General features: G+C 64.1%; 21 protein-coding genes. 15 read left to right on the top strand and 6 right to left on the bottom strand.

Features of this window, described 5'->3' with window-relative positions:
- Window positions 1-99: 99 nt before the first annotated feature.
- From NKI35_RS18685 to NKI35_RS18645, 9 genes are all read left to right on the top strand, one after another.
- Window positions 100-1449: a cyclopropane fatty acid synthase gene (locus NKI35_RS18685; RefSeq protein WP_352741212.1), complete on the top strand. Its 1350-nt coding sequence runs from the start codon at window positions 100-102 to the stop codon at window positions 1447-1449.
- Between the two features lie 157 nt (window positions 1450-1606).
- Window positions 1607-2584 carry a small ribosomal subunit Rsm22 family protein gene (locus tag NKI35_RS18680; RefSeq protein WP_352741211.1) on the top strand — a complete coding sequence of 326 codons (978 nt, stop codon included), beginning with the start codon at window positions 1607-1609 and terminating at the stop codon, window positions 2582-2584.
- A gap of 220 nt (window positions 2585-2804) precedes the next feature.
- On the top strand, window positions 2805-4298 hold the full coding sequence (locus NKI35_RS18675; RefSeq protein WP_023672717.1) for a replicative DNA helicase: 1494 nt from the start codon (window positions 2805-2807) through the stop codon (window positions 4296-4298).
- Between the two features lie 230 nt (window positions 4299-4528).
- Entirely contained in the window at window positions 4529-5932 is a 1404-nt protein-coding gene (radA, locus tag NKI35_RS18670; RefSeq protein WP_023672716.1) for a DNA repair protein RadA, read from the top strand.
- A 48-nt stretch (window positions 5933-5980) separates the two neighbouring features.
- Window positions 5981-6646: a CvpA family protein gene (locus NKI35_RS18665; protein WP_023735491.1), complete on the top strand. Its 666-nt coding sequence runs from the start codon at window positions 5981-5983 to the stop codon at window positions 6644-6646.
- Between the two features lie 131 nt (window positions 6647-6777).
- Window positions 6778-8259, top strand: a complete 1482-nt coding sequence (purF, locus tag NKI35_RS18660; protein WP_023672714.1) for an amidophosphoribosyltransferase — start codon at window positions 6778-6780, stop codon at window positions 8257-8259.
- Between the two features lie 30 nt (window positions 8260-8289).
- Complete coding sequence (locus NKI35_RS18655) at window positions 8290-9045, top strand: SDR family NAD(P)-dependent oxidoreductase (RefSeq protein WP_352741210.1); 756 nt, start codon at window positions 8290-8292, stop codon at window positions 9043-9045.
- A 77-nt stretch (window positions 9046-9122) separates the two neighbouring features.
- Window positions 9123-9752, top strand: coding sequence for a hypothetical protein (locus NKI35_RS18650; RefSeq protein ID WP_352741209.1), 630 nt, complete (start codon window positions 9123-9125; stop codon window positions 9750-9752).
- 134 nt (window positions 9753-9886) lie between these two features.
- Complete coding sequence (locus NKI35_RS18645; RefSeq protein ID WP_023689120.1) at window positions 9887-10108, top strand: hypothetical protein; 222 nt, start codon at window positions 9887-9889, stop codon at window positions 10106-10108.
- Between the two features lie 151 nt (window positions 10109-10259).
- Here the strand turns inward: NKI35_RS18645 and NKI35_RS18640 are convergent, their stop codons facing one another.
- A complete protein-coding gene (locus NKI35_RS18640; protein WP_352538076.1) occupies window positions 10260-10766 on the bottom strand; it encodes an OsmC family protein in 507 nt (168 codons plus the stop codon).
- Window positions 10767-11055: 289 nt separating this feature from the next.
- On the opposite strand from NKI35_RS18640, the gene NKI35_RS18635 reads away from it, so the two are divergent.
- From NKI35_RS18635 to NKI35_RS18625, 3 genes are all read left to right on the top strand, one after another.
- Complete coding sequence (locus NKI35_RS18635; protein ID WP_352741208.1) at window positions 11056-12561, top strand: S10 family peptidase; 1506 nt, start codon at window positions 11056-11058, stop codon at window positions 12559-12561.
- 149 nt (window positions 12562-12710) lie between these two features.
- On the top strand, window positions 12711-13598 hold the full coding sequence (locus NKI35_RS18630) for a DMT family transporter (RefSeq protein ID WP_023685677.1): 888 nt from the start codon (window positions 12711-12713) through the stop codon (window positions 13596-13598).
- 52 nt (window positions 13599-13650) lie between these two features.
- Entirely contained in the window at window positions 13651-14559 is a 909-nt protein-coding gene (locus NKI35_RS18625) for a DMT family transporter (RefSeq protein WP_352741207.1), read from the top strand.
- A gap of 134 nt (window positions 14560-14693) precedes the next feature.
- Here the strand turns inward: NKI35_RS18625 and NKI35_RS18620 are convergent, their stop codons facing one another.
- Window positions 14694-15557, bottom strand: coding sequence for a LysR substrate-binding domain-containing protein (locus tag NKI35_RS18620; protein ID WP_023693978.1), 864 nt, complete (start codon window positions 15555-15557; stop codon window positions 14694-14696).
- 112 nt (window positions 15558-15669) lie between these two features.
- On the opposite strand from NKI35_RS18620, the gene NKI35_RS18615 reads away from it, so the two are divergent.
- Complete coding sequence (locus NKI35_RS18615; protein WP_023672705.1) at window positions 15670-16080, top strand: tautomerase family protein; 411 nt, start codon at window positions 15670-15672, stop codon at window positions 16078-16080.
- A gap of 3 nt (window positions 16081-16083) precedes the next feature.
- Here the strand turns inward: NKI35_RS18615 and NKI35_RS18610 are convergent, their stop codons facing one another.
- Window positions 16084-16590, bottom strand: coding sequence for an RES family NAD+ phosphorylase (locus NKI35_RS18610; RefSeq protein ID WP_023685674.1), 507 nt, complete (start codon window positions 16588-16590; stop codon window positions 16084-16086).
- Complete coding sequence (locus NKI35_RS18605) at window positions 16587-17075, bottom strand: Xre family toxin-antitoxin system antitoxin (RefSeq protein WP_023727360.1); 489 nt, start codon at window positions 17073-17075, stop codon at window positions 16587-16589. Before NKI35_RS18605 ends, NKI35_RS18610 begins: the two co-directional genes overlap by 4 nt.
- Before the next feature lie 199 nt (window positions 17076-17274).
- On the opposite strand from NKI35_RS18605, the gene NKI35_RS18600 reads away from it, so the two are divergent.
- Window positions 17275-19497, top strand: coding sequence for an AMP-binding protein (locus NKI35_RS18600; RefSeq protein ID WP_352741206.1), 2223 nt, complete (start codon window positions 17275-17277; stop codon window positions 19495-19497).
- 159 nt (window positions 19498-19656) lie between these two features.
- Here NKI35_RS18600 and pssA read toward each other — a convergent pair whose 3' ends face one another.
- Window positions 19657-20472, bottom strand: a complete 816-nt coding sequence (pssA, locus tag NKI35_RS18595) for a CDP-diacylglycerol--serine O-phosphatidyltransferase (protein ID WP_023672701.1) — start codon at window positions 20470-20472, stop codon at window positions 19657-19659.
- 3 nt (window positions 20473-20475) lie between these two features.
- Window positions 20476-21258: a phosphatidylserine decarboxylase gene (locus NKI35_RS18590; RefSeq protein WP_352741205.1), complete on the bottom strand. Its 783-nt coding sequence runs from the start codon at window positions 21256-21258 to the stop codon at window positions 20476-20478.
- 181 nt (window positions 21259-21439) lie between these two features.
- Between NKI35_RS18590 and NKI35_RS18585 the strand changes: the two genes are divergently transcribed.
- Window positions 21440-22120, top strand: a complete 681-nt coding sequence (locus NKI35_RS18585) for a lysozyme inhibitor LprI family protein (protein WP_023743472.1) — start codon at window positions 21440-21442, stop codon at window positions 22118-22120.
- Window positions 22121-22122: the final 2 nt, after the last annotated feature.

The raw sequence follows: 22122 nt of genomic DNA, 5'->3' as shown, positions 1-22122 counted from the left end.
CTCTCGCCCGGGCATTTTTGTGCCAAATGGAACTTTTCGAACCCCTATATATTGTTGCAGAATTGGTCCGCCAGTCTGACCGTGAGGGGACATTTGGTGATGAATATTCTGTTGAAACGCGTTCTCGACCGCCTAGTGCGTACGGGCAATCTGAAAGTCACCGGCCCGAAGGGCTCGACAGTGGTTTTCGGCGACGGCAGCGGCGAGCCGGTGCATATGCACATCAAGACCGCGCATGCCGAGCGCGCCATTACCTTCGATCCGATGCTGGCCGTGCCGGAAGCCTATATGGACGGCGAACTCGACATCATCGAGAGCGGCGTACTGGGTATGATGCGCATCGCCTTCCAGAACATGGGCAGCGGCGGTATCGACGCCACCTGGTCGAAGGCCATCGAGGGTCTGCGCCACGCCTTTCGCCGCCTGCAGCAGATCAACACCGCATCACGGGCGCGCCGCAACGTGCAGCGCCACTATGATTTGTCGGGTGACCTCTACCGGCTCTTCCTCGACGACGACATGCAGTATTCCTGCGCCTATTTCGAACAGCCGGACATGACGCTCGACGAGGCGCAGATGGCCAAGAAACGCCATATCGCCGCCAAGCTCAGGCTGAAGGCCGGCCAGACCGTGCTCGATATCGGCTCCGGCTGGGGTGGACTCGGCCTCTATCTCGCCAAGGCTTTCGATGTCGACGTGCAAGGCGTGACGCTGTCGACCGAGCAGCACGGCGTCGCCACCGACCGGGCGCATGCGCAAGGCTTGCAGGACCGCGTGCATTTCGATCTCAAGGACTACCGCGAACTCAACGAACGCTTCGACCGCATCGTCTCGGTCGGCATGTTCGAGCATGTCGGCGTCAACCACTTCCGCACCTTCTTCGACAAGTCGGCGACGCTGTTGAAGCCCGACGGCGTCATGCTCTTGCACACGATCGGCCGCTCCGGCGTGCCGTGGGCGACCAGCGCCTTTATCCGCAAGTACATTTTTCCGGGCGGCTACATTCCCTCGCTGTCGGAGGTGATGCCGGCGATCGAGAAGTCGGGGCTTGTGGTCACCGACATCGAGATTCTGCGGCTGCACTATGCCGATACGCTGAAGCATTGGGGCCAGCGCTTTGCCGCCAACCGCGACAAGGCCAAAGCCATCTACGACGAGCGCTTCTGCAGGATGTGGGAGTTCTATCTGGCGGCTTCGGAAGCCGCCTTCCGCTGGCAGGATCTGGTGATCTTCCAGATCCAGATCGCCAAGAAGAACGACACGCTGCCGATGACGCGCGACTACATGGCCAAATGTGAAAAGGCGCTCGAAATGCGCGAAATGGGGCATCGTCAGGAGGCGGCGGCCGCCGAGCCTGCTGTCGCCAGGTCTGTGCCTGCCAGGTCCGTTGCTGTCAGGTCCGTTGCGGCCAAGCCAGCTCGCCGTCGCAAGGTGGCGGATCGCGAATAACGCCTCGATTGCGATTGCCGCTTGCCATTGACGGCTCTGACACTGAAAAAGGTCTCGTTCTCGCGAGACCTTTTTTAATGACCTGCCTGCCCACCATCGCCACCACCCTTGTCGAGTTCGCCCGCGCCTCGGTGCTCGCGGCACGCGGAGCCTGAGCGTGGAACTCCCCGCCTCGCTGCGACAAGGCGTCGAGCGCCTGCTCGAAACGATACCGCTGGCGGTGCTGCGCCAGGCGGCGAAGACGCTGTCTGACCGCTACCGCGCCGAATTGCGCGACGGCCGCCTGCACATGGCCGAAGAGATGGCGGTAAAAGCCTATCTGGCGACGCGGCTGCCGGCGACCTACGCGGCGGTACGGGCCGGTCTCGACGAACTCGCCTATGCGCGGCCCGATTTCCAGCCAACGAGCTTGCTCGATGTCGGCGCCGGTCCTGGCACGGTGCTTTGGGCCACTACAGACCTGTGGCCCGACCTCGAACAGGCGGTTCTGGTTGAAGCAAGCGCCGCGGTGCGCAAGGTTGGCCAGTCGCTCGCCCTTGATACCATCGCCACCAGGATGGACTGGCGCGCCGGCGACGTGACCATCGACCTTGCCGATCTCAAGCCTGCCGATCTGGTCACCTGCGCCTATGTGCTGGACGAGATCGCGCCGGCATCGCTGCCGAAGCTTGTCGGCCGGCTCTGGCATTTGACCGGCGACACACTGCTGATCGTCGAGCCCGGCACACCGGCAGGCTGGCAGCGCATCCTGGCAGTGCGCAGGCAATTGCTGGAGGCCGGGGCGCATGTGCTGGCGCCTTGTCCGCATGAGGCGCCCTGCCCGCTTGAGCCGCCCGACTGGTGCCATTTTTCGCGCCGCGTCGCTCGCTCGCGCCTTCATCGCCTGGCCAAGGACGCGGACGTGCCGTGGGAGGACGAGAAATTCATCTACGTCGCGGCGTCGCGGCAACCCGCGCCTGTACATCCGCCCCGCGTGATTGCGCCGCCGAAATCGGGCTCCGGCAAGGTGCTGCTCAAACTGTGCCAGCCGGATGGCGGCGCCGGCGAGACACTTTTCACCAAGCGCGAGGGCGAGCTGTTCAAGGCAGCGCGGCGGCTGGACTGGGGCGATACACTGGACGGAAGAAGCGGATGATCACCGAGATTGTTCTTGCTCTGTTCCAACGACTCGGATAAAAGTCAGCGCCTTTCTGAGTCAACCGGAATCGGGGCGCGGAAACACTCTTCTGTGGACGGTTTGCCGCCCCTGTGAACAACGGGCATCGAGGTTGATTGGTCGTGCGGTGATGCAGAAAGGTCAGCACCGATTTATCTCGTTCTGATATCGAGAAGCCGGGATCAAAATCGGGGACATCATGGCAGAGGCAGCGCGAAAATTCGGCGTGGCGGAGCAGCAACCGCTTTATCGTGAAGCGCCGAACAACATCGAGGCCGAACAGGCGCTGCTCGGCGCCATCCTCGTCAACAACGATGCCTTCTACCGCGTCTCCGACTTCCTCAAGGCCGGCCATTTCTACGAGCCGCTGCACCGGAAAATCTTCGAGGTCGCGGCCGAGCTCATCCGCATGGGCAAGGTGGCGACGCCGATCACGTTGAAAACCTTCCTGCCGGCCGACGAGAAGGTCGGCGACATGACGGTGGCGCAATATGTGGTTCGTCTGGCGGTCGAAGCCGTCACCGTCGTCAATGCCACCGATTATGGCCGCGCCATCTACGATCTGGCCACGCGCCGGGCGCTGATCACCGTCGGCGAGGACATGGTCAACATCGCCTATGACGCGCCGGTCGACATGGCGCCGTCCGAACAGATCGAGGATGCCGAGCGGCGGCTGTTCGAACTGGCCGAAACCGGCCGTTACGATGGCGGCTTCGAGAGCTTCACCGACGCGGTCAAGACCGCCGTCGACATGGCCAACGCCGCCTATATGCGCGACGGCCATTTGTCGGGCCTCGCCACCGGCATGCGCGATCTCGACCGCCGCATGGGTGGCCTGCAGGCGTCGGATCTGATCATCATTGCCGGCCGTCCGGGCATGGGCAAGACATCGCTGGCCACCAACATCGCCTTCAACATCGCCGAGATGTATGAGCCGGCGCAACAGGCCGACGGCTCGTTCAAGGCAGCCAATGGCGGCGTCGTCGGCTTCTTCTCACTGGAAATGTCGTCCGAGCAGCTCGCCACCCGCATCATTTCCGAACAGACGGAAATTTCGTCGTCAAAAATCCGCCGCGGCGAGATTTCAGAGATGGATTTCGAAAAGCTGGTCGCCTGCTCGCAGACCATGCAGAAGATCCCGCTGTTCATCGACCAGACCGGCGGTATCTCGATCGCGCAGCTGTCGGCGCGGGCGCGGCGGCTGAAGCGTCAGCGCGGCCTCGACCTCATCGTCATCGACTATATCCAGCTGATGCAGGGGTCGAGCGCGAAATCGTCGCAGAACCGGGTGCAGGAAATCACCGAGATCACTACCGGCCTCAAGGCGCTGGCCAAGGAACTCTCCGTTCCGATCATCGCGCTGTCGCAGCTGTCGCGTCAGGTCGAAAGCCGCGAAGACAAGCGCCCGCAGCTGTCCGATCTTCGCGAATCCGGTTCGATCGAGCAGGACGCCGACGTGGTGATGTTCGTCTACCGCGAGGAATATTATCTGAAGAACCGCGAACCGAAGCCCGGCACCGACGAATACATCAAGTGGGAACACGAGATGAACGAGATGCGCGGCAAGGCCGAAGTCATCGTCGCCAAGCAGCGCCACGGCCCGACAGGTTCGGTGAGCCTCGCCTTCCATGGCGAGTTCACACGGTTTTCCGACCTCGCCGAAGAGCATCATATTGCGGAGAGGTTCGAGTAGCTTTTTGGCCTACCGCAGCGCTCCGTCACACCCCCCTCTGGCCTGCCGGCCATCTCCCCCGCAAGGGGGGAGATCAGCAGCTTTGCGGATGGCGCTCATCTTGCGACGTTGGCGATTGGCGAAAGCAGCGACGATAGCCAATCTCCCCCCTTGCGGGGGAGATGTCCGGCAGGACAGAGAGGGGTGTGCAGGATCACCCTCCTTCGGTCATTTGCAGGCAGCATCACTCCATGGCTAAATCGCGCGTCCAGTTCATCTGCCAGAATTGCGGGTCGGTGCATCAGCGCTGGGCCGGTAAATGCGATGCCTGCGGCGAGTGGAACACACTCGTCGAGGAAGGCACGTCCGGCGGCATCGGCTCGGGACCGGCCAACACGCGAAATGCGCGCAAGGGCCGCGCCGTGGTGCTGACCAGCCTGTCCGGTGACATCGAGGATGCGCCGCGGATCATCTCCGGCATTGGCGAACTCGACCGCGCCACCGGCGGCGGTTTCGTGCGCGGCTCGGCGCTGCTGGTCGGCGGCGATCCCGGCATCGGCAAGTCGACGCTGCTTACCCAGGCCGCAGCAGCATTGGCGTCAAAAGGCCACCGCATCGTCTATGTCTCGGGCGAAGAGGCTGTCGCGCAGATCCGGCTGCGGGCGCAGCGGCTTGGCGTGGCCGACACGCCGGTCGAACTTGCCGCCGAGACCAATGTCGAGGATATCCTGGCAACAATAGCCGACGGCAGAAGGCCGGACCTCGTCATCCTCGATTCCATCCAGACGCTGTGGACCGACATGGCCGACTCGGCGCCCGGCACCGTCACCCAGGTGCGCGCCTCGGCGCAAGCGATGATCCGCTACGCCAAATCCACCGGTGCTGCCATCGTGCTGGTCGGCCATGTCACCAAGGAAGGCCAGATCGCCGGTCCGCGCGTCGTCGAGCACATGGTCGACGCCGTTCTCTATTTCGAAGGCGAAGGCGGCCATCACTACCGCATCCTGCGCACGGTGAAGAACCGTTTTGGGCCGACCGACGAGATCGGCGTCTTCGAGATGTCGGACAAGGGCTTGCGCGAGGTCGCCAATCCGTCGGAGCTGTTCCTCGGCGAACGCCACGCAAAATCGCCGGGTGCCGCGGTATTTGCCGGCATGGAAGGCACACGTCCGGTGCTGGTCGAGATCCAGGCGCTGGTGGCGCCGTCCACATTGGGCACGCCGCGCCGTGCCGTCGTCGGCTGGGACGGCGCACGGCTGTCGATGATCCTTGCCGTGCTCGAAGCCCATTGCGGCGTGCGCTTCGGCACCCACGATGTCTACCTCAACGTCGCCGGCGGCTACCGGATTTCCGAGCCGGCGGCCGATCTGGCGGTTGCCGCTGCACTGGTTTCGTCGCTCACCGGTCTTGCCCTTCCCGCCGATTGCGTCTATTTCGGCGAAATCAGCCTGTCGGGCGCAGTGAGGCCGGTTGCGCATGCGCAGCAGCGCCTTAAAGAGGCCGAAAAGCTGGGTTTTGGAAGTGCGGTTCTGCCCTTGGGCAGCGAGGAGGTTGTCGGGGGGATCGGGGCCGGCGCTTTCCAGCCGACCGAACTTGCCGATCTCGTCGCACGCATAGCCGGCTCACGGCGCAGCCGTGTCGACGTGGAAGATTGACGCGGCTCGCCCGAGCCGTGAAAAGACAATCTGAGTGGGGCGAAAGACATGCCGATTACGCTGCTGGACGGAATTCTCGTCGGCTTCACCCTGGTCTCGGCGATGCTCGCCATGGTTCGCGGCCTGTCACGCGAAATCCTGTCCGTCGTGTCCTGGGCGGCTGCCGCCGCGGCGGCATTCTTCTTCTACAAGCCGGTGCTGCCTTACGTTCAGCCCTATGTCGAAAGCGACAAGATCGCCATGGCGGCATCCGCCGGCATCGTCTTCCTCATCGCGCTGATCGTCGTTTCCGTCATCACCATGAAGCTAGCCGACTGGATCATCGATTCCAGGATCGGCGCGCTCGACCGTACGCTGGGCTTCCTCTATGGCGCCGCGCGCGGCGTCCTCGTCGTCGCCGTGGCGCTGCTGTTCTTCAACTGGCTGGCCGGCGCCAAGGCGCCTGCCTGGATCGCCAACGCCAAGTCGAAGCCGCTGCTCGAGACCATCGGCGCCAAGCTGGAAAGCCTGCTGCCCGAAGATCCGGAAAACGCTATCCTGAAGAAGCTCAATCCGAATCAGCCGGCAGCCGAGACGCCTCCGGCGGCCGGTGCACCGGCGGCGGATGCTCCGGCAACCGGTGACGATACGCCGGCGCCCGACGACGAGACCGACGCTCCGGCCGATAACGCACCCGCTGCTCCGGCTCCGGCCCCAGCCGCGCCGGCAAACTGATACGGACGGATGGTGCCGGACAGGCGCCATCCCGGCAGTTCCGGCCTGACTATGGTGTGAACGGCGCACGACGTGCGTTGCTTTCGCGGTGCTATCGCACTATATGGCCATTTTAGCGGAGCTTGAGCCCCATGGCAGTTTCGAAGGCAGACGCGGACGACGTGCTTTCCGCCGAAGCAGACGATCATTTCCACGATGAATGCGGGGTGTTCGGCATTTTCGGCCGGCAGGATGCTGCGGCGATCGTCACACTAGGCCTGCATGCGCTGCAGCATCGCGGCCAGGAAGCGGCCGGCATCGTCTCCTATGACGGCACGCAGTTCCATGTCGAACGCCATGTCGGCCTGATCGGCGACACCTTCACCAAGCAGCACGTCATCGACAGCCTGCAAGGCAACCGTGCCATCGGCCACACGCGCTATGCCACGACGGGCGGTGCCGGCATGCGCAACATCCAGCCCTTCTTCGCCGAACTCGCCGATGGCGGCTTTGCCGTCGCCCATAACGGCAATCTCACCAACGCCATGACCGTGCAGCGCGCGCTGCAGAAGCAGGGCGCGATCTTCTCGTCGACCTCCGACACCGAGACGCTGCTGCATCTCGTTGCCACCAGTAAGGAACGCGATTTGAATTCGCGCTTCATCGACGCCGTGCGTCAGGTCGAAGGCGCTTTCTCGCTGGTCGCGATGACCTCCAAGAAGATGATCGGCTGCCGCGATCCGCTCGGCATCCGCCCGCTGGTGCTCGGCGACCTCGACGGCGCCTGGATCCTGGCCTCCGAAACCTGCGCGCTCGACATTATCGGCGCCCGCTTCGTGCGCGACCTGAAGCCCGGCGAAATGGTCGTGGTGACCTCGAAGGGCATCGAGAGCCTGTTCCCCTTCGAGCCGCAGAAGACCCGCTTCTGCATCTTCGAATATGTCTATTTCGCCCGCCCGGACTCCTCGGTCGAAGGCCGCAATGTCTACGAAGTGCGCAAGCGTATCGGCGCCGAATTGGCACAGGAAAGCCCGGTCGAGGCCGATATCGTCGTGCCGGTGCCGGATTCCGGCACGCCGGCGGCAATCGGCTTCTCCCAGGCGGCAGGCATCCCCTTCGAACTCGGTATCATCCGCAACCACTATGTCGGCCGAACCTTCATCCAGCCCGGCGATTCGATCCGCCATATGGGCGTCAAGCTCAAGCACAACGCCAACCGCCGGATGATCGAGGGCAAGCGCGTGGTGTTGGTCGACGATTCGATCGTGCGCGGCACCACCAGCCAGAAAATCGTGCAGATGGTGCGCGACGCCGGCGCCAAGGAAGTGCATATGCGCATCGCCTCGCCGCCGACCAGCGCGTCGTGCTTCTACGGCGTCGACACGCCGGAGAAGTCGAAGCTTTTGGCATCGCGCATGTCGATCGAGGAAATGGCCGAGTTCATCCGTGTCGATTCGCTCGGCTTCCTCACCATTGACGGGCTCTACCGCGCCGTCGGCGAAGCCAGCCGCGACAATGAGCAGCCGCAATTCTGCGACGCCTGTTTCACCGGCCAGTACCCGACCCGCCTGCTCGACTTCGAAGGCCACGACAATGTGCGCACGCTGTCGCTGCTGGCGAACAACGGGGCGTAAAGCCCAACTGCTATCCTTGAAAGCGCTCGCATGACCCTCGACCTCTCCGGCCGCGTCGCGGTCGTTACCGGCGCCTCGCGCGGCATCGGCTACTTCATCGCCAAGGAACTTGCCGCCGCCGGCGCGCATGTCATTGCGGTAGCCCGGACCGTCGGCGGGCTGGAAGAACTCGACGACCAGATCAAGGCCGAGCGCGCGAAAACCGGCAAGGGCGAAGCGACGTTGGTGCCTCTCGACCTCTCAGACATGGCCGGCATCGACCGGCTGGGCGGCGCCATTCACGAGCGCTGGGGCAAGCTCGACATTCTGGTGGCCAATGCCGGTGTGCTCGGCGTGATCTCGCCGATCGGCCATGTCGAGGCCAAAACCTTCGAGAAGGTTATGACCATCAATGTCACCTCGACCTGGCGGCTGATCCGCTCGGTCGACCCGCTGCTCAGGCTGTCCGACGCCGGCCGCGCCATTCTCATGTCGTCCGGGGCCGCGCATTCGGCGCGCGCCTTCTGGGCGCCCTATGCGGCGTCGAAGGCGGCTGTGGAAGCCATGACGCGTTCCTGGGCGCATGAGACGCAGAGCCTGGCGCTCCGCATCAATGCGGTCGACCCCGGCGCCACCCGCACCGCCATGCGTGCGCAGGTCGCGCCCGGCGAGGATCCGGAAACGCTGCCGCACCCGTCAGAGGTGGCAAAACGCATCGTGCCGCTGGCGAGCCCCGAGATGAAAGAGACGGGGCTGATCTACCAGGTCAAGAACAACCGCTTCGTCGCCTACCGGCAGCCGGAATAAACCGGGTTGTAGCGGGATTAAACAGGCCTCCAGTAACGTTTCTTCGAATGTAGGACATTCGAAACCGGAGGACCGACATGCGTAGACTTCTTCTCGTTGCCGCCGCCGCGATTGCCGCCACAGCCGGCGTGGCGCTGGCGCAAGACGCCAAGATGAGTTTCTTCGTCACCAGCGTCGGTTCCGGCAAGGGCGCCGATCTCGGCGGTCTCAAGGGTGCCGACGCGCATTGCGCCTCGCTGGCGGAAGCGGCCAGGGTTAAAGGTAAGGAATGGCACGCCTATCTTTCGAGCACCAATGTCGATGCGCGCGACCGTATCGGCAAGGGTCCCTGGGTCAACGCCAAGGGCGAGAAGATCGCCGATGACGTCGCCTCGCTGCACAGCGACGCCAACGCCATCACCAAGCAGACGGCGCTCAACGAAAAGGGCGAGGTGGTCAACGGCCGCGGCGACAAGCCGAACCGGCACGACATTCTGACCGGCTCGAAGCCCGACGGCACCAAGATCGCCGACCAGACCTGCGGCGACTGGACCTTGAGCGGGGCGGAGGGCGCGGCGATGATGGGCCATCACGACCGCACCGGCCTCGACGAGTCGGCGGCGGCGAAATCCTGGAACTCCTCGCATGCCTCGCGCGGCGGCTGCAGCCAGGAGGCGCTGAAAGGCACCGGCGGCGACGGCCTGTTCTACTGCTTTGCCGCGAACTAAGCGGGCTCGGGAGCGGTTCTGTTCACGGGTCTGTGATGGTCCGGCGAGCCGCTCCCCCATCGCCCTGCTTTCGCCATCAGCCGGGAGTTGCTAGGGTCAACCGACTCCGACACCCAGCAAAGCGAGGAATTCCCATGGCTGCTCCCAGCGTAGCATTGGTCTGGTACCTGGTGATCGCCGGCCCGCAAGGCGGCATGGTGGTGCTGCCCAGCACCTTCGACACCCGCGAACAGTGCACCAACGCCATCACCGAATATCAGAAGCAGCCGACGCCGGCCGGCTGGGCGGTGAACTGCGTGCCGAGCGCCTCGCCTTTCACCGATGAGGGTGATGCGGAAGAGCCGGCGGCGCAGTAGCGCAATCTCCCCCCTCGAGGGGAGATGGCCGGCAGGCCAGAGGGGGTCGCCTCGCGTAGAGTGCCAACCTCCTTCCGCACAAAGGGCGTCGCGTCCAGTCGGCCCGACCCCCTCTGTCGCCTTCGGCGACATCTCCCCTCAAGGGGGGAGATCAGGCGCGCGCCTTCACCGTCAGCTCCGGCTTGCTGTTGATGGTCTGGAAGACCACGCAATAGCGTTCCGTCAGCTTGATCAGCGAATCGATGCGATCCTGCGGCTCATCCGTGTCGAGGTTGAAATTCAGCCGGATGGCGCGAAAGCCCACGGGGGCGTCCTTGGCCACGCCCAGCGTGCCGCGAAAATCGAGATCGCCTTCGGCCTCGACGGTCGCCGCGCCGAGTTTGAACTCTAGTGCGGTGGCCACCGCCTTCAGCGTCACCCCGGCGCACGCCACCAGCGCCTCCAAAAGCATATCGCCCGAACACAATTCCAGCCCGGAACCGCCGGTCGCCGGATGCAGGCCGGCGACCGCCAGCGCCCTGCCCGTCTCGACCTTGCAGGCAATCGACTGGTCGTCGATGGAGCCTTTGGCGCGAAGCGTGATCAGCGCTCGAGAGGAATCGTCGCGATAAGCCTCCTTGATCGGTGCCTGCATGGCCTTGAGTGCGGTGGCGTCCATGTTGCATTCCTTTTCGAGTCCGTCGCGCTTTGATAGCACTGATATGCCGGCGAAACAGCGCCCCCCTCTGCCTGCCGGCCACCTCCCCACAGGGGGGAGATCTGCAGCTCCGCCGATGGCGCTTTCTACGCCGGCGATTAGCGAAGGCGGTCGCGACATCCAATCTCCATCCCTGTGGGGGATGTCCGGCAGGACAGAGGGGGCGTGAAGGAACGCTAGCTCGCGAAGAGCTACTTTGACTTCGACCGCCCGAGCCATACTTAAGCAAAGTCATTCCCGCGGAGGCATCATGCCGTTCAAGCTGAAACTGATCTCGCTTACCCTGTTGGTGCTTGCAGCCTTCGCGCAGCCAGTCCTCGCCGAAACGCCCGAGCGCCCCGCACCGGCAGGCGGCGTGCTGTCGCTGCTGCCGGCACCGCAGACGACCAGCCATTCAATCACCATTGCCGGGCGCAAGCTGGACTATCAGGCTAAGGCCGGCACGCTGTCACTGCTATCCGGCAAGGGCGAGGTCACCGCGGAAATCTTCTATGTCGCCTATACGCTGCCGCCACTGGCGGGCGCGGAGAAGGCTCGCCCCATCACCTTCGTCTTCAATGGCGGCCCGGGCGCGGCATCCGCCTATCTGCATCTCGGCGCACTCGGCCCGCGTGTCGTCGCGACCGGCGCCGATGGCCAATTCCTGCCGCCGCCGCAAAAGCTGATCGACAATCCCGACAGCTGGCTCGACATGACCGACCTCGTCTTCGTCGATCCGGTCGGCACCGGCTACAGCCGCGAGGCCCCCGGCCAGGACACAAAAGATTTTTGGGGCGTCAGCCAGGACGCCAGTTCGATCGGCGCTTTCATCCGGCTCTATCTCGCCCAGAACGGCCGCACCGGATCGCCGCTCTTCCTTGCCGGCGAAAGCTATGGCGGGTTCCGCGCGGCACTTCTCGCCAGGACCCTGCAGGAAGATGTCGGCCTGAGCCCTAACGGCATCGTGCTGATCTCGCCTGCACTGGAGTTCACGCTGGTGCTGCCCGACGAATTCCAGCCACTGCATTGGGCGCTGGAACTGCCCTCGCTGGCGGCGGTGCGCCTGCGCAGCGAAGGCCTCAGCGGCGAAGCACTGCGCGAAAAGCTCGCCGAGGTCGAAAAGTATGCGCTGGGCGACTACCTCACGGCTCTGACCGGCGGGCTGGAACAGGGCGGGCGGCTGGCCGGCCAGCGCGTGGCCGAGATCACCGGCCTGCCGCTCGACCTCGTGCAGCGCAATTTCGCCCGCATCCCGACCGGCCTGTTCGCGCGCGAATTCCAGCGCGCCAGTGGCAAAGTGCTCAGCCCGTATGACGGCACCATCGCCACCAGCGACATCGCCCCGGAGAGCGCCCGCAGCGCCGGCCCGGATCCGGTGCTCGACCGCAGCGTGCCGGCGCTGACCTCGGCCTTTGTCGGTTATGCGCGCGACGAGCTGAATTTTCGCACCGATGTCAGCTACCGGTTGCTCAATGGCGATGTGACCCACGCCTGGGACTATGGCGGCTCGCGGCAAGGCTATGCCGGGGTGATGGACGATCTGCAGCGGGCGCGCTCGCTCAACCCGGGGCTCGGCGTGGTGATCGTCAACGGTGACACCGATCTGGTCACTCCCTATCTGGCCTCACGCTATCTGGTGAGCCAAATCCCGACGCTCGGCGGGGCAAAACCCATCCGTCTCGACGTCATCGAGGGCGGCCACATGATGTATCTCAGGCCGGGCGGCCGACGCGCCCTGAAGGAGGCCGCTTCACAGCTCTACCAGGCAACACAGTGAACGGCGTGCCCACGCTGTCGGCCAGGCTGCGCAAACGCAAGCTTGCCACTGGCGTAGCGCCCCGCAGGCTTTCGCCCGTATAGCCTGCAATGGGAGCCTGATTGGCGCAGGCTTCTTCTTCGTCCTCTTGACAGCGCCGGACACGCCGCATGGCCGATATTGCCATTCTGGAAACCCGCGAAAGGGTGCTTGCCGGCATCCTGTTCACCGGCTGCGCCTATTTCCTGTTTTCGACGCAGGACGCCGCGATCAAGCTTCTGGTCGTCGGCATCAGCGTCTGGCAGATCATGTTCTTCCGCTCGATCGCTGTGCTTATCGGCTGTGCTGCAATCGGCGGACCGCCCATCTTTGCCGACACAATGCGCTCGCCCATCGTGCGGCCGATGCTGGTGCGCAGCGCCTTCACGCTCGGCGCCTGGCTCTGCTACTACAACGCGGCCCGCTCCCTGCAGCTGGCCGAACTCACCACCATCTATTACGCCGCCCCGATCATCGTCACCGTGCTGTCGGTGGTGATGCTTGGCGAAAAGGTGCCGCTGTTGCGCTGGCTGGCGGTGTTCATCGGCTTCGTCGGCGTCTTCATCGCCTGTGATCCCACTCGTCTCGGCTTGTCCGTGCCGATGCTCTTGGTACTGGCTGCGGCAGTGCTGTGGGGCATTGCCGTGGTGCTGTTGCGCAAGACGGCGCTGGCCGAGCGCACGCTGATCCAGCTTGTGCTCAACAATTTCTACTTCCTGGTGTTTTCCGCGGTGCCGGCGCTGTTGGTCTGGCAGATGCCGGACTGGCGCCAGTTGCTGCTTTTGATCAGCGTCGGCGCGCTCGGCGGCGTGGCGCAATTTATGCTGTTCGAAGGCATGAAGCGGGCGCCGGTGTCGATCGTGGCGCCGTTCGAATACACCTCATTGGTCTGGGCCTTCGGGCTCGGCTTTGCGATCTGGGGCGACGTGCCGCGTCGCGAGGTGTTTCTGGGGGCGGCGTTGATCGTCGGCGCCGGCCTGCTGATCATCGGCAACGAGCATTTCCGCAAGCGGCTATGAGTACCCCCGTGCTGACAGCATGGTGGCAGGAGAAGACGGATAGGCTGCTGAGATGACGGAAGCGCTCGACGGCCCAGGCACCACAGATACCGCTGCCGAGCGTACGCTCGGCATCATGCTGGTGGCGGCTTCGGCGGCTTTCTTCGCCCTCACCGGCGTGCTGACCAAATCGATCCACGCCGACCCGCTGACCATCACTTGCTGGCGCGGCTTTGTCGGCGCGATCCTGATCACCTTCTATGTGCTGTGGCGCCGGCGCCGCTCCGGCGGGCGGGAAAGCTTGCGGCTTGGCTGGCGCGGCTGGCTGCTGGCCCTCGAGGGCGCCGCGGCCAGCATCGCCTTCATCTCGGCGTTCAAATTCACCTATGTCGCCAATGTCGCGGTCATCTACGCCACCGCGCCTTTCATCACCGCGCTGCTCGCCTTCGTGCTGGTGCGCGAGCCGTTCCGGGCGCAGACGCTTGCCGCCGCCGCCGTTTCGCTGTGCGGCGTAGTGATCATGGTCGGCTCCGGCTTCGGCAGCGGTCATCTGTTTGGCGATGGGCTCGCGCTGCTGATGACCGCCGGCAGTGCGCTCTACATGATCATGGTGCGCGCCTTCCGCGACAAGCCGGTGGTGTGGGCGGGTGCAGTCTCGGCGCTTCTGCTGTTCGTGCTCGGCTGGTTCGTCACCGACCCCCTGGCGATTTCTGCTCGCGACGCCGTGCTGCTCGTCGCCTTCGGAGGATCGTTCGCAGCGGCGTCGATCCTGTGGACAGAAGGCTCGCGGCTGATCCCGGCGCCTGAGTCCGGCCTTCTCGGTGCCGCCGAAGTGCCGTTTGCGATCCTGTTCGCCTTCCTGTTCCTCGGCGAGATCGCGCCGGCCGCCAGCCTGATCGGCGGCGCCATAGTACTCTGCGCGGTTTTCGCCCATGCGGGGCGCGACTGGCTGGCTGCGAGAAAAAGTGCGGCAACCCAATAATTATTTTCCAAGTCATGGAACCATCATGCGGATCAGGCAGTTTTATGTGCGACGGGTCACCCCCCAAGTCCCCCCAAACCCCTCGACCCGTCCTCCTCAAAGCCGACCGTAAAGGTCGGCTTTTTCTTTGGACATCAGCCGGCAAAGCCGGGCAAGGCGAGGTTGTCGCTGAGCAGGATGGCAAGATCGCGTGCCGGCCGCTCAGCGCCCTGGCCGAGTTTTATCGCGAATTGCGCTGTCGGCACCGGCGGCAGGGCGAATTCGCGCGGTGCTTCGGCAATGCCTGAATGGGCAAAGCGGGCGGTGCGCAAGGTCAGCGCGATGCCGGCATTGACCGCCGTACGCAAGCCGGCAAGGCTGGCGCTGCCGGCGGCGATGCGGTAGCGGCGGCCGGCAGCATCGAGGGCCGCGAGTGCTGCTTCGCGAAAGCCGCAATAGGGGTCGAGCAGCGCCAGCGGCAATTCCTCTTCCCGCACGGCAAGCCCTTTTTGCGAGCACAGCCACAGCATCGGCTCACTGAACAGCCCGACTTCGTCATTGGCCGGCGTCTTGCGCATGACAACGGCCAGATCGAGCTGCCCGGCCTGCAGCGCCTCGCCAAGCTCGGCCGAACGGCCAACGCGGAGTTCGACCCTGACGCGCGGATGGCTGGTCGCGAAGGCGCGCAGCAGCTCCGGCAGGCCGCTATCGGCGAAATCCTGTGTCGTGCCGATGGCGACGCGACCAGCGGCACGCGCGCCCTTGAGCGCCAGCCAGGCCTCGCTGTGCACGGCAAGAATGCGGCGGGCATGACCGACAAGATCCTCGCCGGCCGGCGTCAGCCCGCGCCCGCGCCCCTGCGCCACCAGCAGCGGTTCGCCGACGATCTCCTCCAGACGCTGCATCTGCGCGGTCACCGCCGAGGGCGAGCGGCCGACAGCAGACGCAGCCTGAGCCAGCGAGCCGCCATCGACAAAGGCAAGGAAGGTTTTGAGCAGATCGGGATCGAGAGCTTGCATGCTTCGATAATACAGAACCTTTTGTTCGAAACAATTCGATTTTTTTGATTCAAAGATGATGGCATTGTCTCTCCAACGGCAAACAGACGCCGCTCAAACGAAGGAGAGAAAAATGCCCATCATCAACATCAGCGTCACCGGCAAGCCCGACGCCAAGCTGTCCGCCACAATCGCCAAGGAAATCACCGAGCTGACGGCAACCCATCTGCGCAAGGACCCGACGATTACCGCCGTCGCCGTCACCTATGTCGACCCGCAGCATTGGTTCGCCGGCGGCAAATCGCTGGCGGAGCATGGCGCCAACACCTTCTGGCTCGACATCAAGGTGGTCGACGGCACCAACACCAAGCTGGAACTGGAGGCTTATCTGAAGGCGATCTTTGAGGCCTTCGGTAAGTTGCTGGGTGGTGTGCACGAGGAAAGCTATGCCTTCGTGCATGAAGTCCCGGCCGCGGCATACGGTTATGGCGGCAAGTCGCAGGAGTTCCGGTTCATCAGTGGGCGGCTGAAGGCCACGGCCTGATTGCTACCCAGCGGGAGGATGAAGCCTTGTATCAAGCACGAAATCCTCCCGGAGATGCAAGCTATAAAGGCCTGCCGCCCGGTTGGGATCGAACACCAGGTTCCAGCTGTGCTGGGATACCGCGCTGGGGATCAGAAAGAACGGATGCTTTGCCAGCAGACCATCGCCGAACTGCTGCTGTCCCGCGCCCGGGATGCCGGGACGCAGCCAGTTCGCGTTCGGAATATCGTCGGTTTGGACCACATAAATCTCTGATGGATCGACGATGTCGAATGCCGTCAGCACGTGAGGGACAGTATCCAGCGTGCGAAACCCCTTGTGGACCGCCACCTCCAAGATGGCGGTCGATGGGTCGATGGACGCATATACGGCTCTGATCCCTTTGCTGTTCCACCTTCCCCCAAGCTTGAAGGCTCCTTCGCCACTGTCCCAGCTCGCCTTGAAGCGTCTGTGATCAAGCCTCCAGCCCAACAACTGCCCTGTTCCGAGGGAGCCCGGCAAAGGCGTCACGCGTAGACACCATAGTCGAGCCGCTCAAGAAACTCCTGCACAAGCGCAGTGCCCGCCGCCGTGGCCAGCAGATCGATCGGCCGGCGATTGTCCAAACCCATGGCAGACTCGATCATCCATTTTTCCGCGTCTTCCTGAGTCCCGAGCACGGACGTGGCCTTTGTCAGGAGCTTGGCGAAGTTCCAGGTTCTGGAACCTTGCTCCCGACTGAGGGTCTTGGAGTGATCCGATTTGTGCCGCTGAAATGTCCGCTCGCTCATGCCGAATGCGGTCTCAAACGCATCGGCGGGATCAATGACCATCAGATGCCTGACGAGGCTTTCGAGCGCCTGGCCCGGAATTCCATGCAGGATCATTTCATGTGCCTCAAGAGGACTGGCTACCGAGAATCCAAGAACCTTCCGTCCACCAAACAGGTCGACCATTCGTTCGAACTCCGGCTCCATATGTGGTGCCTCGGCAAAACCCAGCGGGGAACTGGCCATATTACCTCTCCGTCACGTGTCGCTTTATTTACGACACGTGTCGCAACATTTCAAGGCCTGCGTTTGGGTCATTGCCTGGTGAGGTCAGGTGGAACACCGCTCCCTCGCACCCGCGCATTGACCTTGCTCCCCATTGCGCTACCCTCTGCTCTCGAAGCGGACGAAGAGCCGCATACCGGACCGTTGGGAGAGACGCGGCATGATCCTGACACTGGCGCTGCTTGCAGGCCTCGTGCTGGCCTGGCTGCTGATTGGCGCTATCGAGACGTTTCGTCTCGACCTGCGCTTTACCCAGGCGCTGCTCTATGTGCCGTTCAAGCTCGCCTACCGGATCGATGACCGGCGCATCCGCATTGCCCGCAACGCGCCGACGCCGGTGATCTATGTGGTCTCGCACCAGTCACGCTTCGAGCCGGCGCTGATGCTGTCGCTGCTGCCCGACGACACGCTGCACATTCTCGACGAGGCCTCGGCGCGCTCGCCCTGGATGGAGCCTTGGCGCGAGCTTGGCCGCACCATCGCCTTCAACGCCGAGCATCTCTTCGTCAGCCGGCGGCTGGTCAGGGTGCTGAAGGGTAAAGGCCGGCTTGCCGTCTATCTGCCCGGTGACGTCGAGCCCGATGTGAAGACGTTTCGCCTGTTCCGCGCCGTCACCCGCATCGCCATGCAGGCCGACGCCCGCATCGCGCCGATCTTCGTCACCGGCGCGCGCGACCTGCCGGTTTCCTTGACGCCAAAGAACCGGGCGCCGCGCCACTGGTTCCCAAAACTCTCGATCAGCGTGCTGGAACCAATGACGATTGCCGAACTGGTGGCGCGCAACCCCGACCAGGCTTCCAACACAAATGCCTTGTTCGACCGCATCGCCGAGGCGCGGCTTTATGGCAGCAACCTCGATCGCGGCCTGTTCCTGGCCATGCGCGATGCCGCGGATCGCACCGGCGCCTCGCACCCGATCATCGAGGATGTGATCAGCGGCTCGCTCAGCTATCGAAAAATGTTCATCGGCGCGCGCGTGCTCGGCCGCCGTTTCGAGGCGGTGGCGGCGCCCGGCGAAGCGGTCGGGGTTTTGCTGCCCAACGCCAATGGCGTGGTGCTGTCCTTCGTCGGCCTGCTCTCGGCCGGCCGGGTAGCGGCGATGATCAACTACACGGCAGGGCCGGCCAGCGTCACGGCCGCGGTCCGCACCGCAGTCATCCGAACGGTGGTTTCCTCGCGCGCGTTCGTCGAAAAGGCGGCGCTTGCCGACATCATCGCCGCGGTCGAGGCCGGCGGCGCCAAGATGCTGTGGCTGGAGGATGTGCGCGCAAGCGTCACGACGCTGGAAAAGCTCGCAGCAGCGGTGCTCTGGCGGTTCCCGCTGCAGCGGCAGGATGCGGCCAAGCCCGCCGCAATCCTGTTCACCTCAGGCTCGGAAGGCACGCCCAAGGCCGTGGTGCTGTCGCATCGCAATCTCCACGCCAACGCCATGCAGGCTGAGGCGCGCATTACCATTTCGCCGTCCGACATCCTGCTCAACGTGCTGCCGGTTTTTCACTCTTTCGGCCTGACCGGCGGTACCATCCTGCCGCTGGTGACCGGGGTAAAACTGTTCCTCTACCCGTCACCGCTGCACTACAAGATCATCCCGGAGATCGCCCGCAAGGTGAAGCCGACCATCATGTTCGGCACCGACACTTTCCTCGCCAACTATGCCCGCACCGCCAAGGATGGCGATTTCTCCAGCCTGCGCTTCGTCGTCGCCGGCGCGGAAGCGGTGAAGCCGGAGACGCGGCGCGTTTATCGCGAGCGCTTCGATGCCTCGATCATCGAGGGGTTCGGGCTGACGGAGGCCGCTCCCGTCGTCGCCGTCAACACCGCCATCCATGGTCGCGACGGCACGGTCGGACGGCTGTTGCCGGCGATGCGCATGAAGCTCGAACCGGTCGAGGGTATCGAGGGTGCCGGCCGCCTGTGGCTCGACGGGCCGAATTTGATGATGGGCTACATGACCGCTGACCGGCCCGGCGAATTGCAGCCGCTGGACGGCTGGCACGACACCGGCGACATCGTCTCGGTCGACCGCGAAGGCTTCATCACCATTCGCGGCCGGGCAAAACGCTTCGCCAAGATCGCTGGCGAGATGGTGTCGTTGGGCGCCGTCGAGATGCTGGTGCAGTCGCTGTGGCCGGAAGAGCGCCACGCCGCGGTGGCGGTGCCGGACAAGAGGCGGGGCGAGCGCATCGTGCTGGTCACCACCGCCGACGACGCCGATCCGGAAGAACTGCGCGCCTTCGGCAAGAAGGCAGGTGCGGCCGAACTGATGGTGCCCAACGACATCGTCAAGGTCGAGGAGATCCCGGTGCTGGGTTCCGGCAAGACGGATTATGTCTCGACGCGGAACCTGGCGATCGAGAAGCTGGGGCTGGGCCTGGCGGCTTAGCGTATCTCCCTCCTTGAGGGGAGATGGCCGGCAGGCCAGAGGGGGTCGCCTCGCGTGAAGCGCCGACGTCCTCTTCGCTCAAACGAGGTCGCGTCCGGGGCGTACCGACCCCCTCTGTCGCCTTCGGCGACATCTCCCCCTAAAGGGGGGAGATGTCAACTACCCAATATCCGACGGCGGCACTTTTTCGCCCTCGCGCTTGGCGCGCTTCGAATACGCCCGCACGCTGAAAGGCAGGAAGATGAGATAGCCTGCGACAGAGGCGGTCAGCGTGTACCAGGGATAGGTCATCAACAGCAGGACGTAGAGAACGACCGCCAGGATGATCGGCAGCACCTTGTCGCCCGGCACTTTCAGGCTTTTGCCGGAATAGACCGGCAGCCGGCTGACCAGCAGGAAAGCGACCAGGACGGTGAAGCCGGTGGCGACGAAGGCCGTCAAGCGGTCGGGCTCGAGACCGAGCCGCAGGAACGACAGATAGAGCGGCAGCATAACCAGCACAGCGCCGGCCGGCGCCGGCACGCCGACGAAGTATTCGCTCTGCCAGATCGGCCGGTCATGGTCTTCGTCGAGCACGTTGAAGCGCGCCAGCCGCAGGCCACAGGCGATGGTGAACAGAAGGGCTGCGATCCAGCCGAATGAGCCGGCGCGGTCGAGCAGGAAGGCGTAGAGCACCAGTGCTGGTGCGACGCCGAAATTGACGATGTCGGCCAGCGAATCCATCTGCGCGCCGAATTTGGATGTCGCCTTCAACATGCGCGCCAGGCGCCCGTCTATGCCGTCCAGGAAGGCGGCGAGCAGCACCATCACCACGGCCGGCTCGAAACGGCCCTCGAAGCCGAAGCGGATGCCGGACAGGCCGGCGCAGATGGCAAGCACGGTGACCAGATTAGGCAGCACCATGCGCATCGGAATCTCGCGGATGCGCGGGCCGCCGCTGCCATGGGCCTCGAACTTTTTGAACGGCGCGCCCACCGCTTACGAAATCCTGACGAGCGGGGTTGCGGAGACGCCGCCGAATTCGGCGAGCACGGTTTCACCTCCGACCGCCGTCTGGCCGACGGCGACGCGCGGCACCGCGGTCGACGGCAGGAAGACATCGACGCGCGAGCCGAAGCGGATCAGGCCAAAGCGTTCGCCGACGGCAATGGAGCCGCCGGTCTCGGCCCAGCAGACGATGCGGCGCGCCACTAGGCCGGCAATCTGCACGGCGACAACGATGCCGTTGGGACTGTCTATGACCAGCCCGTTGCGCTCGTTCTCCGAGCTTGCCTTGTCGAGTTCGGCGTTCAGGAATTTGCCCGGCCGGTGCTCGATTTTGGTGATGCGGCCGCGCACCGGAGCGCGGTTCACATGGCAGGAAAAGACGTTCATGAACACCGAGATGCGGGTCATCTCGGTGTTGCCGAGGCCAAGCTCGCGCGGCGGCACGGCCGGGCCGACCGCCGAGATGACGCCGTCGGCGGGACTGACCACCAGCCTGTCATCGACCGGGGTGACACGCTCGGGGTCACGGAAGAAATAGACGCACCAGGCGGTCAGGATCAGGCCGATCCAGAACAGCACCGAGGAGAAATAGCCCAGGAACAGCGTGCCCGCACCAAAGGCGGCAATGAACGGATAGCCCTCGCGATGGATCGGAACGAAGGCATTCTTGATCGAATCGACAAGGCTCATCGGATGGGGCTCATGGGATGGGGGCGGTCCCTGTTTCAGGTCCGGCCTCAATACCGGAAAGGCTCCGCTGCCGCAACGCAACATTGGGCAAGGCCGCATCGTCCGCAGCCGGCAGGAACGGTGACGTGCTTGCCTGTCGGCTGCTTTGCCGCCAGAATTCGGGTCAACGCCGGCTGAACGCGCGGCGAAAAGGCCGACTGCCATGGCGCCAAATTCAGGCAAAACGTATCTTGTTGCCATACGATCGTCAGCCGTGGGTGCCGTTTTGACCGTACTTGTGGCAGCGAGCGACCACGCAGTTGCGCAAGGCAAGCCATCCTTCGACTGCGCCAAGGCCGCCAGCGTGGCGGAAAAGGCCATTTGCGCCGATCCGGTCCTGGCGCAAGCCGATGCCGACGTCGCGAAGAATTATACCGCGCTGCTGAAGAGGCTCGATGCTCATGCCGGCAAGGCGCTGCGGGACGACCAAAGCGATTTCATCGCGTATCGCGACCAGATCGCCGGCTTCAACGAAAGTTCGCCCAAGAACCAACAGACTTTCGATCTCGGCGAATTCCTGCGCGACCGCGCAACCTTCCTGTCCGGCATACGCAAGCCCCCCGATGCAGGTTTGATCGGCACATGGAGCAGCGTGCGCGGCAGCGTCGACATCAAGGCTGTTGGCGGAGGCAAGGTCGAAATCTCGGAAGATGTCGTTTCCAATCCAGTCTGGGGAAGTGGGTCATGCGAGATCGACGGCACGGTCGAGGAGCGCAACACTCTGCGGCTGGTCGACCGTGCCGTCGACAACGACAACCCAACCGGTTTTGTCTTTACCTTCCGACGCGACGGCGATGCGCTTGTCGTCGAGCAGAGCGGCGCCGGCAAGGATGGCAAATCGGAGCCCCTGTCATGCGGTGCCAACGGCCATGCCGATGGCACGTTCTTCCTGACGGAGAAAAAGTAGGC

It is taken from the genome of Mesorhizobium sp. M0676 (assembly GCF_040320535.1).
Taxonomy (GTDB): domain Bacteria; phylum Pseudomonadota; class Alphaproteobacteria; order Rhizobiales; family Rhizobiaceae; genus Mesorhizobium.
The sequence above is the reverse complement of the archived record's forward strand: the minus strand, read 5'-3'. Positions and strand labels throughout refer to the sequence as shown.

Excerpts from the sequence above, each read along its gene's own strand:
- NKI35_RS18685 (WP_352741212.1), top strand. The coding sequence starts at position 100 with ATGAATATTCTGTTGAAACGCGTTCTCGACCGCCTAGTGCGTACGGGC.
- NKI35_RS18675 (WP_023672717.1), top strand. The coding sequence starts at position 2,805 with ATGGCAGAGGCAGCGCGAAAATTCGGCGTGGCGGAGCAGCAACCGCTT.
- radA (WP_023672716.1), top strand. The coding sequence starts at position 4,529 with ATGGCTAAATCGCGCGTCCAGTTCATCTGCCAGAATTGCGGGTCGGTG.
- NKI35_RS18665 (WP_023735491.1), top strand. The coding sequence starts at position 5,981 with ATGCCGATTACGCTGCTGGACGGAATTCTCGTCGGCTTCACCCTGGTC.
- purF (WP_023672714.1), top strand. The coding sequence starts at position 6,778 with ATGGCAGTTTCGAAGGCAGACGCGGACGACGTGCTTTCCGCCGAAGCA.
- NKI35_RS18655 (WP_352741210.1), top strand. The coding sequence starts at position 8,290 with ATGACCCTCGACCTCTCCGGCCGCGTCGCGGTCGTTACCGGCGCCTCG.
- NKI35_RS18650 (WP_352741209.1), top strand. The coding sequence starts at position 9,123 with ATGCGTAGACTTCTTCTCGTTGCCGCCGCCGCGATTGCCGCCACAGCC.
- NKI35_RS18645 (WP_023689120.1), top strand. The coding sequence starts at position 9,887 with ATGGCTGCTCCCAGCGTAGCATTGGTCTGGTACCTGGTGATCGCCGGC.
- NKI35_RS18640 (WP_352538076.1), bottom strand. The coding sequence starts at position 10,766 with ATGGACGCCACCGCACTCAAGGCCATGCAGGCACCGATCAAGGAGGCT.
- NKI35_RS18635 (WP_352741208.1), top strand. The coding sequence starts at position 11,056 with ATGCCGTTCAAGCTGAAACTGATCTCGCTTACCCTGTTGGTGCTTGCA.
- NKI35_RS18630 (WP_023685677.1), top strand. The coding sequence starts at position 12,711 with ATGGCCGATATTGCCATTCTGGAAACCCGCGAAAGGGTGCTTGCCGGC.
- NKI35_RS18625 (WP_352741207.1), top strand. The coding sequence starts at position 13,651 with ATGACGGAAGCGCTCGACGGCCCAGGCACCACAGATACCGCTGCCGAG.
- NKI35_RS18620 (WP_023693978.1), bottom strand. The coding sequence starts at position 15,557 with ATGCAAGCTCTCGATCCCGATCTGCTCAAAACCTTCCTTGCCTTTGTC.
- NKI35_RS18615 (WP_023672705.1), top strand. The coding sequence starts at position 15,670 with ATGCCCATCATCAACATCAGCGTCACCGGCAAGCCCGACGCCAAGCTG.
- NKI35_RS18605 (WP_023727360.1), bottom strand. The coding sequence starts at position 17,075 with ATGGCCAGTTCCCCGCTGGGTTTTGCCGAGGCACCACATATGGAGCCG.
- NKI35_RS18600 (WP_352741206.1), top strand. The coding sequence starts at position 17,275 with ATGATCCTGACACTGGCGCTGCTTGCAGGCCTCGTGCTGGCCTGGCTG.
- NKI35_RS18590 (WP_352741205.1), bottom strand. The coding sequence starts at position 21,258 with ATGTTGCGTTGCGGCAGCGGAGCCTTTCCGGTATTGAGGCCGGACCTG.